11 protein-coding genes are annotated in these 14,811 nt (G+C 35.9%); all 11 read right to left on the bottom strand.

What is annotated here, in order from left to right; genetic code table 11:
* Positions 1–159: 159 nt before the first annotated feature.
* The 11 genes from CBF35_RS12575 to CBF35_RS12525 all read right to left on the bottom strand — a co-directional run bounded on the left by CBF35_RS12575 (position 160) and on the right by CBF35_RS12525 (position 14,679).
* A complete protein-coding gene (locus CBF35_RS12575) occupies positions 160–2,826 on the bottom strand; it encodes a cation-translocating P-type ATPase (protein ID WP_126781739.1) in 2,667 nt (888 codons plus the stop codon).
* Positions 2,827–3,425: 599 nt separating this feature from the next.
* Positions 3,426–3,797 carry a recombinase family protein gene (locus CBF35_RS12570; RefSeq protein ID WP_126781737.1) on the bottom strand — a complete coding sequence of 124 codons (372 nt, stop codon included), beginning with the start codon at positions 3,795–3,797 and terminating at the stop codon, positions 3,426–3,428.
* Positions 3,798–3,818: 21 nt separating this feature from the next.
* The gene (locus CBF35_RS12565; protein ID WP_126781735.1) at positions 3,819–4,538 is read right to left on the bottom strand and encodes a recombinase family protein; all 720 of its coding nucleotides are present in this window, start codon (positions 4,536–4,538) and stop codon (positions 3,819–3,821) included.
* 153 nt (positions 4,539–4,691) lie between these two features.
* Positions 4,692–7,001, bottom strand: coding sequence for a lectin-like domain-containing protein (locus CBF35_RS12560; RefSeq protein ID WP_170174804.1), 2,310 nt, complete (start codon positions 6,999–7,001; stop codon positions 4,692–4,694).
* 66 nt (positions 7,002–7,067) lie between these two features.
* Complete coding sequence (locus CBF35_RS12555; protein WP_126781731.1) at positions 7,068–7,724, bottom strand: hypothetical protein; 657 nt, start codon at positions 7,722–7,724, stop codon at positions 7,068–7,070.
* An 18-nt stretch (positions 7,725–7,742) separates the two neighbouring features.
* On the bottom strand, positions 7,743–8,627 hold the full coding sequence (locus CBF35_RS12550; RefSeq protein ID WP_170174803.1) for a BsaA family SipW-dependent biofilm matrix protein: 885 nt from the start codon (positions 8,625–8,627) through the stop codon (positions 7,743–7,745).
* Positions 8,628–8,723: 96 nt separating this feature from the next.
* A complete protein-coding gene (locus tag CBF35_RS12545) occupies positions 8,724–9,428 on the bottom strand; it encodes a hypothetical protein (protein WP_126781727.1) in 705 nt (234 codons plus the stop codon).
* 39 nt (positions 9,429–9,467) lie between these two features.
* Positions 9,468–10,676: a hypothetical protein gene (locus tag CBF35_RS12540; protein WP_126781725.1), complete on the bottom strand. Its 1,209-nt coding sequence runs from the start codon at positions 10,674–10,676 to the stop codon at positions 9,468–9,470.
* Positions 10,677–10,838: 162 nt separating this feature from the next.
* Positions 10,839–11,648, bottom strand: a complete 810-nt coding sequence (locus CBF35_RS12535; RefSeq protein ID WP_170174802.1) for a signal peptidase I — start codon at positions 11,646–11,648, stop codon at positions 10,839–10,841.
* Between the two features lie 882 nt (positions 11,649–12,530).
* Positions 12,531–13,787 (bottom strand): ABC transporter permease, encoded by a 1,257-nt coding sequence (locus CBF35_RS12530; RefSeq protein ID WP_126781721.1) that lies wholly within the window; start codon positions 13,785–13,787, stop codon positions 12,531–12,533.
* On the bottom strand, positions 13,780–14,679 hold the full coding sequence (locus tag CBF35_RS12525) for an ABC transporter ATP-binding protein (RefSeq protein WP_126781719.1): 900 nt from the start codon (positions 14,677–14,679) through the stop codon (positions 13,780–13,782). Before CBF35_RS12525 ends, CBF35_RS12530 begins: the two co-directional genes overlap by 8 nt.
* Positions 14,680–14,811: the final 132 nt, after the last annotated feature.

The raw sequence follows: 14,811 nt of genomic DNA, 5'->3' as shown, positions 1-14,811 counted from the left end.
CTGTCACCTCTTGCGGTGTAAACTTATTAATTCCCATTTGTGTCACTTCCTTTTCTATTTATCATACAAAAATACCCTACAGAAGGCACGCTTTTTATTTCGTGTCCATTCTATAGGGTACAGTTTAGAACTTTCCAAACACACACTTTTTTTAATTGCTTATTTAGCCACGGCCACTGCTTCTTCGTCCTCTTCTTCATCTTCAGATGGAGCGAAGTGGAACTTAACTAATTCTGTGACAATGACTGGTGCCAATGAGAAGACCCCGACTAAACGCCAGTGGTTTAAACTTAAAGGCACTAATGAAAAGATTTTTTGAAGCCCTGGTACTAGAGCAACTAAAGTCATGATCGCTAAAGCTAAAACAATCATTTCGAATAATTGTTTATTACTTGATAACTTAACTTTAAAAATCGATAAGCTACTACGGACATTTAAGACATGAACGATCGATGAGTAACCTAGAATTAAGAAGGCCATTGTTTGACCTGCTTCATGACTGGCATTCATCCATGGGGAAATGCCATCGACAAAGGCACCCATATAATAACCACCTAAAGTGACAATCGTCATCACCGTACTGTTTAAAGCAATCCATTTCCATAAGCCGCCAGCAAAGACACTTTCATCTTTACCAATAGGTTTCTGGCTCATAATCCCTTTTTCAGCTTTTTCACGACCGAGAGCAAAACCTGGTAGACCATCAGCCACAACGTTAACAAATAATAATTGTAAGGCGACAACTGGTGCGCCCCAACCTAATAACATTGCAATAACTAAAATGAAGATTTCAGAAATATTACATGTTAAGAGTAGATTGATTGCTTTACGAATGTTGGCATAAACGGTCCGACCTTCAGCAACAGCATCAACAATTGTCGCAAAGTTATCATCGGTTAAGACGATATCGGCAGCATCTTTGGCTACATCTGTCCCAGCAATTCCCATGGCACAACCAACATCACTGGCTTTCAAGGCCGGTGCATCATTGACACCATCACCGGTCATGGCAACGACAGCCCCAGTTGCTTGCCAAGCTTTAACGATTCTAATCTTATCTTCTGGTGACACACGAGCATAGACAGAATAATGGGGCACTTTAGCAACTAATTCTGCTTCTGATAATTGTTGTAATTCCGCGCCGGTCATTGCCTCGCTTTGATGTTTCAAAATACCTAATTCTTTAGCAATAGCGCTTGCTGTGACAACATGATCACCAGTAATCATGACCGTCTTAATACCAGCACGTTTTGCTCGAGCAATCGCCCCTTTACTTTCTGGACGAGGGGGATCAATAATCCCAATTAAACCAACTAATTGTAAATTATTTTCCAATTCTTCGGGAGTAATTTCCGTTGGCATGTCGTCATAGACTTTAAAGCCGACTGAAATAACACGTAAGGCTTTCTTACCAAAGCGGTCATTTACAATCGCCGCTTGTTCTACATCACCATATCTTAACTTGGGCATCATGACATCAAAAGCACCCTTAGTAATTGAAATGTACTTTTTCCCTTTTTTATGGACAGTTGTCATTAATTTACGATTGGAATCAAAAGGCAATTCCGCCACCCGTGGAGACTCAGCTTCAAATTCAGCTTTTGAATGATAGTTATCTTCAACGGCACGAACAATCGCCCCTTCTGTCGGACTGCCGACAACTTCCATTTCACCATCTTCCGTCTCTCTTAATAAGGCATCAGAACATAAGGCTGCCAATTTTAAGACTTCTAACGACTCACTTGTTAAACTGTCTTCCACATTGACCACTGTGTCGCCACGGTGCCAAATTTTGCGAACAGTCATTTTATTTTCAGTTAACGTTCCCGTTTTATCCGAACAAATAACTGATGCCGTTCCTAATGTTTCAACGGCTGGTAATTTTCTAATAATCGCATTTTTACGAACCATCTTTTGGACACCAAAAGATAAGGCTAAAGTTACAATAACCATTAAGGTTTCTGGTACAGCAGCAACTGCTAATGAGACAGCGGTCATAAACATTTCTAACAGCGGCTCTCCTTGCATGTAGCCTAAGAAGAAGACAAAGGCTGCTGCAGCTAAGGCAATAATACTGATTTGCTTACCTAATTTGTTTAAACGTTGTTGTAACGGTGTTTGTTTTTGTTTTTCCGAACTTAATAACGAGGCAATTTTACCCATTTCTGTATCCATACCCGTACTAGTGACGATTGCCCGTCCCCGTCCATTACCAATTAAACACCCCGAAAAGACCATATTAATCTGGTCACCTAGTGGAAGCTTTTCAGACGAGATAAAACTCGCATCTTTTTCGACTTCTTCACTTTCCCCTGTCAAAGCTGACTCCTCAACACGCATTTGAACAGTTTCCACTAAGCGGCCATCTGCCGGTATAACGACACCTGCTTCTAGTAGCATTACATCTCCAACTACTAAATCTTCGGTAACCACTTCGATTTGTTCACCCTCACGAATTACTTGAATCGTTTGTTGGGTCATTTGTTGTAGCGCGTCTAATGATTTTTCAGCATTATTTTCTTGGACTAATGCTAAAACTGCATTTAAAATTACGATTGAGATAATCATAATCCCTTCAATATACTCCCCTTCGTGGGTTGTAATTGCTGTATAAAAGGAAATAGCTGCGGCAATTAATAAAATAATTGTAGTAAAATCCGTTAAATGGTGCAATAATTTCACAATTAATGGGGTTTTCTTTTCTTCGGTAAATTTATTTTTACCATTTCTTGTTAACAATTCGTTTGCTTGGGCATGACTTAAACCTGATAATTCATTAGTTTTAAGCAATGCGGCGATTTCTTCTTTTGTCTTGTTATAACTCATCCAACCAGCTCCTTTAAATAATCTTACTTACTAAATATACCATCTTTTTATGCGAATTCCAATATTTTAGAATTCATTATGTCCTTTAAATAACTATTTAACCATGTTTATTAAACAGTAAAACCTTGTTACACCAACTTATACAAGGCTTATATTGGAAATTTGCGAATACGCATATTTTTTCTAATTAATCCCCTAATAAATAAAAGAACGGGGCCGTGACAATAGTCAACGGTCCCTTTCTTTTGACGATCGTTATTTGATTAACGGGTTCCAAAAGTCAAATACTACGATAATTTCAATAAATCCGAACAATCAATAGAACTGATTGTTCGGATTTATTTCCAATTACTTGTATTTAAACGACTTTTGTCACACCTCGGTTTCTTTATATTATTATGATTAGCGACTTATTAATGAATCGTTATTGTGTAGTTCTGACATCTTAGTATATTTAGAAACGCTTCCTAAAGAAACGTTACATTCTTCTGCTATACGACGCATATTCCAATTTTGTTCATGGTACAACATATATATTTTTTTAATTGTTTCTGCCTGGATACTTGGACGTCCCATGTCAACAGTTTCTTGAGGGTTTGTCACGTATTGTTGTTTTCTAATTCCTCTCGGCAATCTGCATCCATTTTTGAAAAAATATCGAACAATGGGTAAAAAAATGAATCTCGATTAGTATCTACTTGATCATCGATACTTATTAAACGAATTCCATTTTCCTGAAAGAAACTAATAACAGGTCGTAAATGTTGTAGTTCTTGGCCAAAAACATGTAAGTGAGTCACAACAACCAGGTCATTTTTTTCTAACTTTTCAATCATCGCTTTCAGTTCAGACGTTTCAAGCAATGACTTTCCTTCAAAAAAAAGTTCGTCACAGTTATAAGTTAAGAGCTTTGTTAATTGTTCGACTTCACTTGTTGGAAAATTTTTTCTAACATAGCCATAAGTTGCCATTAGTTGATCATTCCTTTCTAATTACTCTGATTGACTGTCTGAATATGTAAAGTAAACAACTAACAATGTCATAATTCCACAAATTAACACTTGCAAGGCCGTATTACTTGAATATTGTTGGACCATTTTCAAACTAATAATCGTTAATAAAAAGGTCCCCACAAGTAATACTGTTTGTTTCAACTTTTCGTAATCTTTTTTTATCCTCACAACTGTTCCTAATGGCGCTGTAGTTTGGCGAGTAATTTCACGTAAGGATTGCTTTGCCGCAACTTTTTGAAAGATAGTTCGGTAAGATTGTCGGAAATATGGATCCCGTGAAAAGAAGTGATATTGACTTTTTTCTACTGAATGTTCTTTACTGAATTTTTTAACGCGTACTCCGGGCAGTTTGGCTTCTGCTTGCTTCTTCATCCAACTAAAAAAATATAACCAATCCACAACGCTATTTTTAGGGACTGCAAGAATTTCTAATTCCAATTTATAATTTTTCAACCTCGTTAAAAATTCTAACCACACTTGATAATGAGGACTTAATTGATCTAAATCTGCCATCACTATGACATCCCCAGGGTTAGATTCTTGTATCAAGCTTATTAACTCCGGGCGTTTTTGCCAAACTTCTTTCTTAGCCTGAAAGCTATCGATATATACATAGTCACAAGCGGCTTTCTTTAGTATGTCAGCACTACTGTGACCACTCTGCTTTTTTTGATTTATTTGAACATATCCTATTCTCATTTGACTACCTCCAGCTTCGTTACTCTTTCTAACCCTTTTCTTGTTAATAAACTATTACAACTTAATGAACAATTAAGTTTAAAATCTAACGCCACTAGAGTTGCGAAGCGTTAGATTTTTAAATTTAATTCACTTTTTACCACTCTTTAAGCTTTAATTAACTGAAATTTCACCAAAATCATTAGTTACATTGCTCCAACTGTAAGGCCGAGGACTGAGTTCTGGCTTCCCTTCTGAATCTTTGCCAAATTTCGGTTTGATATAAACTGTTACCCAATATTCATAGTGATTACTATAGTCAACAAAAGGTTGAATTTTAGCTGCATCTGCTGATAAATTCTTTGATAGATGATCTGTTTTTATCATCGTGCCATCGGTGGTTTGAATATGTCCAACATACTCATAATATTCCGGAATTCGATCGATGATTTGATAACCTAAACTTGTATTCGTCACTTGTAACAATAAGGTTTCCGTAAACAAGTTAGGTTCAATTTCACTAGAGCTATCTTTTGTTGTAGACTCCGTGACAACATTTGCTCTCAAACTAGTGATTGGTGAATTTAATGCCGGTTTATTCAAAACTGTAAAATAGCCTGAGATTGGTATCACTTGCTCTTGCTCAGCCCCTATAACTACTTGTCTTAAGTTTAAATGGACAAAATCAATGTACGTTAACACTTTATTACTTTTACCAATTGTTGCTGTTAGCTCTTCGTCGTTAATATTAGTGCCTTTAAAATCACCAATATTTTCAATTGTTTTATTTAACGCTGATGCCAAAACTTTAACTTTAAATTGAATCGTTACTTCTTGACCTGCCTCTAACGTCAATCCACTAATTACTAACTTATCAAAACTACCATTCCAAGATACACTATCAGCTATACTAACTAGCGAGCTATCGCCTGGCTGATTAATTTTAGTACTCTCTTTAATATATTCAGTGTTTACTGGTAAGTTATCCATAATATTCCCGGCAATCCATTTGCCGGCTTTATTAGCATTTGTTGCTTTTAATGTGTAAACAAGTTCACCATTAACATATGAGTGGTTTTTATCCACTGCTTTTTTCAATGTTATTTTAGGATTAATATAAACTTCCGTTTCGTTTGATGTCATATCACTAGCATATTGAGAAACAATACTAAATTCATTTAATAATGGGTTGGTAATTGCTTCTTTAGCCTTCACTCGATAAGTTACTACCATTGACGTTTTAGGTTTAACTTCATTTGGTAGTTTGTACGTAAATGTATTACTACTAAATGAAGGATCCGCAACAGCGACACCATCTACTTTCATCGAGCCATTTATAAATTCTTGTCCAGCATTTATTGTGTCTTTGATAACCCCATTAACAATTGGCATCGGGCTATCTTCATCATTAATGATATTTAACTGATATTCTAGTTCATCGTCTAAGTTAGCCGCCGTTTTTTCTAAAAATGTCACATCTGGAGTTGAGATATTCTTAACTGTTTTTTTCAACTCAGAAACTGGTTCTTGGGGATAATTCATTATGGCTACTCGCTGTTCATTCCACATTGCTCCTGTTGCTCCGGTATATCCCCAAAAAACTTTATTTGCTCCAAACTCTGTCAACGGTTCTATTTGTAAACTCTTAGTTGACGCTAGGTCCATTTCAACGTTGATATCATTTGTAACGCTATATTGTAGTATTTTCGTTGAAGCGTCCCATTTAATATTCAAATATCGCCATTTGTTATTTGTCCATTGCTGCCATGGTTCTGGTGGGAACAGTCCTGGTCTAGTAGTTTTAACATCATTCCAAGTGATGACTCCTGCGTGTCCTGGAAAACCTGAGTCTGCTCGATCCCAGTTCATAACAGATTCATGACTGCCGGGTTTAACAAAGGCCGTATGTGTTATTACTTTTGACTGTTCGGGAAGATTGTTAACTCCGCCACCAAAGCGCGTAACAAATCCCTTATCATAAGACATTTCGATGCCACCTGCTGCCTCATAGTTAGGAAACGTATCAACTTCAACACTAATAGCATTAGCAATAAACGGCTGATTCAGTGGATTCGGATCCCCTTTAGCGCCACCATATGAACCAATTCCCCCACCCATAGAGCCTATTGCGTTTAACTTCCTTGGATCATTATGCATTGTAAAGGTAATTCCATCTGCTCCCCCTTCACTCATATTCTTTGTTCCAAGATAGGCACCCATTTTTATATAAAAATCTTTTGTTAAATCTAGCTCATAGTTATACCAAATACCACCACGTTGGTTTCTTTTATCTGGTGTTATAACGACTTGATTAATTCGTTCTAAATCAGTGTATGAGTCATAGCCAGGGATAACTGTAAAATTTTCTGTAATATCTACTTCATTTGGGTTAGTTGGCATATTTTCTGACGTTTCAATATTTGCTAATACTTCAGAACTCATCAGTACATTAAAAAGAATCATACTAATGATAAAAAATACCAACTTGCTCCCTTTTTTTATTTTAAGTAACTGACTTCTAGTCCTTTTTTTTATCATATTATATCAGTCCTAATCTATCACTTTTGTTTTTAATATCTCATTAATATCACTCAACGGTTTAACTGACCAATTTGCTACGTCACCATTCCACCAAGCATCTTGATATGCCCATTTCGTTCCATTAATACTTTCAACCTTAACGTCAATCGTCAATTCAGCTTCTTCATAAGCATCTGTCATAGCACTACTGGCTAAAGTCACTGTCGTAAATAAATGAGAAGTCGCTTCTTTGGGTGCTAAAATATCTAAATAGTAATAATACCCATCTTCGCCATCTGCCCACTTAGCTAAGTCTAAGTCTAGAATTAGTTCTTTAGCAATTGTACTTGGCAACAATAATTGATTGCCTTGATTATCTGCTTTTGATAATATTTGTGGCAAAACCATTACTCTGACAAAAGCTCCGGTTTCACCAGTATTTTTTACCGATACTTCTTTTTTGTAAGGCTTATCTAGCTCTGTTAAGGTTGGTGGAGTGAAGTCTTCAACTAATTCCGTTCGCAAATCCCCAATAGAAAAATCATTCGTCCGTTGCTCAGAACTTTTCATCAATGCTAAGGTCACACCAATCCCACTAAAAACAACACCAATTACAGCTAAGCAACATACTATAACTAACAAAAATTTGCGGTATTTGAGTGACGCTAATCGTTTTTTCTTTCTCATCACTTTCTCTCCTTTTATCTAACGGTCAGCGATCTCGTCTTTGAGCAACTCAAAAATCGGATCCCCTGGCGTCACGTGATTCCATTCCCCTAAACTTTCGATAATCGAGTGACTCGCATCCATTTTAATTTCTATCTTATACAAGGCGTTTTTCAGTCGATTTGGTGCTGAAGCTGATAAAGTCACACTTTCTAAAAAGACGGTAGTACTTACCCCTGGTTTTAAGCGTTCCGAATAATAAAAGTAGCCATCATTACCATAAACCCAATAACTTGAAAGCAACCCTGGGGTATAATCTTTCACCGCAACAAAGTTTAAGTCAAAATAAGTTAAATCCGACTTATTTCGATCCACTTTATCTTCTTCATAAACAAACCCTTTTCCATCGATGCTTAAATTTTCTGGCGTACTTTTTAATCCTTTCAAGCGTTCATTGGTAAGTGTTTTATCAAAATATTTATCTTTTTGCCATGTTCGGACATCATTGCGATCAATGGTTCCCCCTGGCCCACTATTTGGATACACAACTACATTTCCAGTCCCTTCAAAATCATCCGTACCTTTTATATCCATTTCAAAAGCTAGTAAAAACTCTTCAGCTTTTAATCGAACAAAAGCTGGATATTGACCGTCATTTGAAACATAGATTTCTTTAATTGTTGAGCGTCCTGGCTCCCATTGAAAATTAGGCTTAAAACTTTCACGTAAATTCACACTAAAATCGACAGAGCCAAATTTATTTTCTTTCTCATCACTGTAAGTTTCCCAGGCATAGGTGCCTCTAATAACTAATAACAGTGATAGCGTCAATGACAAGACTACAAATAATTTATTTGTATGCTTAATAAAAAATTTTACGACTACATTCGACGTTGCGATTTTTTTATGCTTATTACGGCTCATGTTTTTCCCTCCTAAAGTTCCTGAATCTTTCGTTGCTCTTATGAAAGAGTCACCAACTTGTGCCACTCTCATAAGGGAAACGATTCCCTTTGTTACTTAATAATCATTGTCACGGTCGCCATCCCGGCGTTTTTTCATAAATAATAAGACGACTACAATAATAAAGACCCCGGTAATTATTTTGTAAATCAATGAACGCCATTCCTCACCTGTTTGAGGCAAGATTCCTGGCTTTGGCTTTGGTTTTGGTTTCTTTCCTGGTGGTACTACTACTGGTTTTTTTGTTGCAATAAATGTCCAGTTCATTGTTGCTTCACTTCGTGTTTGCCAAACTTCACTTGGTAACTTGTCTGATACTTTAAAGTTAACCGTTAGTGTATCGTAGTCACCGTAAGCATAGGTTCCTAACTCTAAACGTTTATTTTCAAGTTTAGGAGTACCATTACCGATTAAATTTCCTCGATAGACTTCCTTTGTGCCTAAAATCATAACAACTTCAATGGCTTCATAAAAATCAATTGCACCTTTTTTTTCAGTTGGTGACATTTCTAATTCTAAAAGATAGGGCCGGTCATCTTTCTCCGTGTTCATCAGTTTAATTTCTTTCGTAAACTGATCACCTGGCAATAATTCTTCTTTTTGAATGTAGTATGCCCCTGTGCCATCGACTGAAATACCATCAGAATCCCCGACAACCATCCCAGGAGGAAGGCTATCGGCGTAGCTTACAGGTATCAAACAAAACAAGGCACCTATTATGAACGCGACAATCCCAGTCGCTTTTTTAACTATTTTAGCCATTAGGCTCCCTCCTAAGTTGATTATTGGTTTAATTAATTATTAAGGTACTAAAGCAATTAAGGCGTCATAAATTAATTTAGATGTGCCAAGAGAAGCCGATGTTAAACCGAATTCAGCTTCAACAGCTGCTTTGTTAACTAAAACTGCTTGACCTTCAATGTGTAGTGAGTAGTCTAAGTAAGCATATTCTGTCCCAGCACTTGCATCTAAAGCCACAGTTGCTAAGAATTCATCTGTTTGGTCTTCTGGTGTTAATACTTTTAAGAAGTAGAAATAACCATCTTCTGCGTTGTAAACCCATTTATTAGGTGTTGGTGCAGCCTCAACAGACGCGTTATAACCTAATGTAATAAGTGGATCTACAGCTGATGTATCTTTAACCGCTGGATGTGTATCGCCAACTAAACCGAATAATGCCACATCGCCAGCCCAGTTATGTTCTTCTGCTGGTTTTAAACCATCATAGAAATCATAACCAAAATCAATCATGTCATAGCCACTAATTGTTCCTGTGTGTTTATCAAAATTAATTTTAAATTGTTCTTTTGTAGCAGGTCCGGCACTTAAAGCAACTTTATCTGTCGTACCTGGTAATTTAACAACAATATTTTTAGAAATTTCACCCATGTTTGAGTTAGCAATATCAAAAGCACGATAAGCAACATATTCACCGGTTACTTTGTATTCTTTATCGCCTGTTGATGATGTAATTGTTTGAACGTTTAATTTAGCAAAAACTTGGACGCCAGCATCTAAAACAGCTCCGTCAGCTTTTGTTGTTGCTGTAATGTCAGCCCAGCCAACAGTTGGATCAGTGTTCGCTGCCGCTTGCTTCACGTAGTAACCAACGTCTAAGACAATCGGGATTGCTTTATCGTTTGTTGTTGGTAATAATGTTGTTGCGTCCAATGATGTAACATGTTTTTTATTTGGGTCATTCGGTCCCGCATTTTGTAAAATTTTCATTGATTCTTCAAATGAAGCACGAGCAAAAACGTCACTTGAGCTTGTGTTGACTAATTTAACTTGTTTCTTTAATTCTTTCCCTGGTGTCATATGCGGATCTTCGAAGATTTCTTCAATCTCAATACTACCGCCGACTAGGGCATTACCAAACTTATTCTCTTTCTCTGCTTTGTAAACGTCCCATGCAAATGTTCCTAACATTAGCGCACATAATGATGCTGATGCTGCTACAGCCATTACTTTTTTCCGCTTATTTGTCTTTTTGTCAGTTCCTTTTTTCATTGGTCCTAACCTCCTATATGTTTTTTATATAAATCCTTTTACATTTATGTAAAAAAATGAATATCACTTATTATTGAAACTTTGTTAATGCCTGTTTGTAGAGACCTTTTTGTCGTTAGTTAAGTTCCCTTTTAAATCCCTTTAACTTTTTCAGCTTGGGGGTTATTGCCTCTGTTTTCTTTTCCGCCCGGAGTTTTCTAATGGATCACTGTTTGGCGAGTATGAAAAGTAGTACCGTAAGCTGACTATTAAAGCAAAAAATGAAACTAATACACCAATGCTGACATAAAAATACTCTCGAATATAACTAAGAACGACGCCAACCTTTGGGATTGACCACACAACTTTACCGACTACTTGTTTTTCCGATACTGGTGTATCTTCCCCAGTGTTTGCATCACCTTTCGTTACGAAATAGCGCCCTTTATCTCTATCAGGAATATCATGCTTGATATCAATCACTCGATGGGTTAAAACTGCGTCAGATTTTGGGTCTGATGTAAGGATATTAAAGGTTATAATATCTTTTTTCTTAATTTCAGCTGGGTTGATCATTTGAACAATAATAATATCTCCTGCTGAAAAACCATCTTTATAGGCTAACTCTTTTGGTGTCCGCATTGAATTAGTTAAGACTGAATAGAAACGATAACCAAAAAATGCTTTATTAGAATCTTTACTTACGCTGAATAATATTGCGCCCACTAAGATACTAATTGTTAAAAAATAAAAGATGAGATTCAGCACACCGTGAATTATTTTAACGTATCCTTTAGGTTTTTTTTCGCTGTAAGAATTCCCTGGCTGATAGCTCTGCTTTGGTCTTCTTTCTGCTAAATAGTTAGTCCCTTCATATGAGCGCCGCCTTCTTCGCTTTGATGATTTAGAGGAATGTCGTTTAGTACTGCTTTTTCCCTCTTTGTCACGATGATTAAGACTTTGAGATTTTAGCCTTCTTTCATTTTCACTCATACCTGATCTCCTTCTTACGATTTTCATAAACTTTTACCTTTACGAACACAAAGGCATTATTATTGTTAATAACTGTACCATTTGCTAACATATCGCTCTTAATACCCACTTACTAGTTCATATATTTTCTTTTCGAACAGATAGAGACAAGTATCCCTTTTCAAGCTTTCATAAAAAAAAAACGTCAGTAACTAACTTTATTAAGTAAGCTTTCTTTAATATGTCTTATGTTAAGTAGTTTTGAAGACGGATAACTTTTTTTCGCTTTTTTTACAGAGCTCAATAATAAAAAAGAAGGCTCAAATCCCATAGCATTGCCATTTCACAGTTTTTCAAAAAAAAATTCTCGAAATCACCAAAGTACTAATATTAAAAATTTGAAAACAGTAAATAAACGATTCAATTAATGCTTATACACAAAAAAGACTATTCAATACAATAGTCTTCAGAATGGTAGGGCTTATGAATATATTAATAAGCTCTGTACATACATTTTCAATTATGGTATAGTTTATTTATTGATAAAGTAATCAAACTACTTAACATAAGACATATTATACAAAACAAAAAACAACTAACTCAGTTAGTTGTTTTTTGTTTTGTATACTCTTTTTTTATTTTTGTCTTATTTCGTCTTTTTTAAACAAGTTTATTAGAAAGGTCCTACTGATAAATATTGCAATATCTGCTGAGGTCAAGAATGATTAATTTCATTCTTTCGATGCATTTCTTATTATAGCAAATATCTCTATCCCCTCTTACCTTTCTCTAAAGTTTTTTATTTATAGCACCATAAAAAAAGCAATGACAGAGTTTCTAATCCTATAAAAGTATGACTTTTTTACAGGACCAGCTTTCTTCATTGCTTTTTTATTGACTAATTTATTTCTTTTCACTCTTCATAAAGCTAAAAGCACTCGTTAAGGTTTTCCACATACTTTGATCACTATACACTAAGGCTGTCGAACGATACATACTAGCTGACAATTTCAGCAGCAATAGAGTTGTAACAACTAAGATAGCTAAGGAAACCATAATACTCATCGTTGAAACCGTACCACTGGCAATCCGTGAGGGCATTGTAAATGATGACAAGAATGGTACGAAAGATGTGACTTTCATTACCACATGTTGAGGATTACTCATGCCAAACATGACGTTAATCATAAAACCAATAATTGTAATATAAGTAACTGGTACTGCTGCTTTACCAGCATCTTCTGATTTAGAAACTAAAGAACCACATAAAGCTGCTAAAATCGTATAAATCAAGACACCAAACAATAAGTAAAGCATGTTGTAACCGAACAAGGCAGTGACAAGCTCTTTCACGGAGATCACTTTCAGAAAATCTTGCACCATCGGCATATCTTTAGCAATCATAAAGGCCCCTGCCCCAGTCGCAATATAAACTAGTACTTGGGTAATAATGACTAAGAAAATCCCCATGACTTTGCCGTAGAAATGTTTGGCCGCTGTAGTACTCGATAAGATAATCTCCATAATGCGTGTCCCTTTTTCTGAAGCAACTTCGGTTGAAGTGATTTGTGCGTACATCAGAATAATCATATACATAGCAAAACCAATAAAGTAAGCTCCCATAGTTAAGGCAAATTGGTTCGTTTCTTTTTCCTTCATTTCACCATCTTTAAACTCAACTGTTTTTTCAGTAAACGCTGCGGGAGCCATTAAACGACTCATGTCTTCAGCACTTAAACTCATTTCTTGGGTCGTTAAGGCTAATTGGACACTTGATAACACTTGGTTAATTTCTGCTAAATCCGTACCACCAAGACTAGTGGTACCAGTGTATTCACCAGCAACTGTACTGGCTTTTTCGTCACTTGTAATAGTTAAATAACCGTCGATTTCTTCTGCTTCTAAAGCTTTTTCGGCTTCTTCAACAGTTAAAATCTTTTCATCAACATCTAATGGTGATTGAGCCACAAAACTTTCCCGAACTACTTGATTCGTAGAAATAACTGCAATATTTGACGTTTCTTCAAATTTACTTGCCATCAATCCAACTAATAGACTGAAACCAATCATTAAAAAGGGTGCTAAAATCATCACAATAAAAGTAACACTTTTAACGTTACGTTTATAAGTCTCTAAGGCAACTACCCAAAACTTATTCATGGCTTTCACCAACTTTCATTTTAAAGATATCTTCTAAAGTAGGCGGTAATTGGTTAAAGACTGGCATGTAGCCAAATTCTAAGGCTTCTTTAAAGATAACCTTACCAACCTCATCATTTGCTAAATTCGCTTCAATCATTCCATCACTTCGTAAGTTCGCGTTTAGAACACCTTCTGTTGCCAGAATTCGTTCCAGACTTAAATCAGATTCAATAAATAATTTTGTTCGTCCAAAGGCTTGACGAATCTCATTTACGCGGCCGTCTAAGACCATTTCTCCGTCTCGCAACATGACTAAGTGATCACAGATTTTTTCAACGTTGTCCATATTATGACTTGAAAAAATCACACATGAGCCTTTTTCTTTTAATTCAATAATGCCATCTTTAAGTAACTCTGCATTTACCGGATCTAAACCACTAAAGGGTTCATCTAAAATAATCAGTTCTGGTTCGTGAATCAAAGTGGCGATTAACTGAACTTTTTGTTGATTACCTTTTGATAATGATTTAACTTTATCGGTTTTCTTCCCTTTGACTTGGAATTTATCCATCCAAAAGTCAATTTTAGGAATGATTTCTTGTTTCGTTTTGCCACGTAGTTTGGCAAAATAAATCAACTGTTCTTCAATACTAATTTTTGGATATAAGCCCCGTTCTTCAGGTAAATAACCAATAATATTGTAGTCCTTATCTGTTAATTTACGGCCTTTCCATAATACTTCTCCTTGATCTGAAGACAAAAAATCCAGAATCAAGCGGAAAGTTGTTGATTTACCTGCTCCGTTTTGACCAATCAATCCTAAAATCGTACCTTCTGGGATTGTGAAAGAAACGTCATTAACAGCTTTCATCGTCCCAAAACTTTTCGTTAAATGTTTCACTTCTAACATACTGTACCTCCATCATTTTTTCGAAAATTTATATAAAAAATCCTATATTAGAATGATACCATACCTATTTAGTGAATATTCGAACTTTTCAAAAAAGGCTGTAAAAAAAACCTTACATCTTTGTCACTGTAA

The sequence above is a fragment of the Vagococcus salmoninarum genome (assembly GCF_003987495.1).
In the GTDB taxonomy this organism is placed as follows: Bacteria; Bacillota; Bacilli; order Lactobacillales; family Vagococcaceae; genus Vagococcus_D; species Vagococcus_D salmoninarum.
This window is presented reverse-complemented; position numbering and strand designations above follow the sequence as displayed.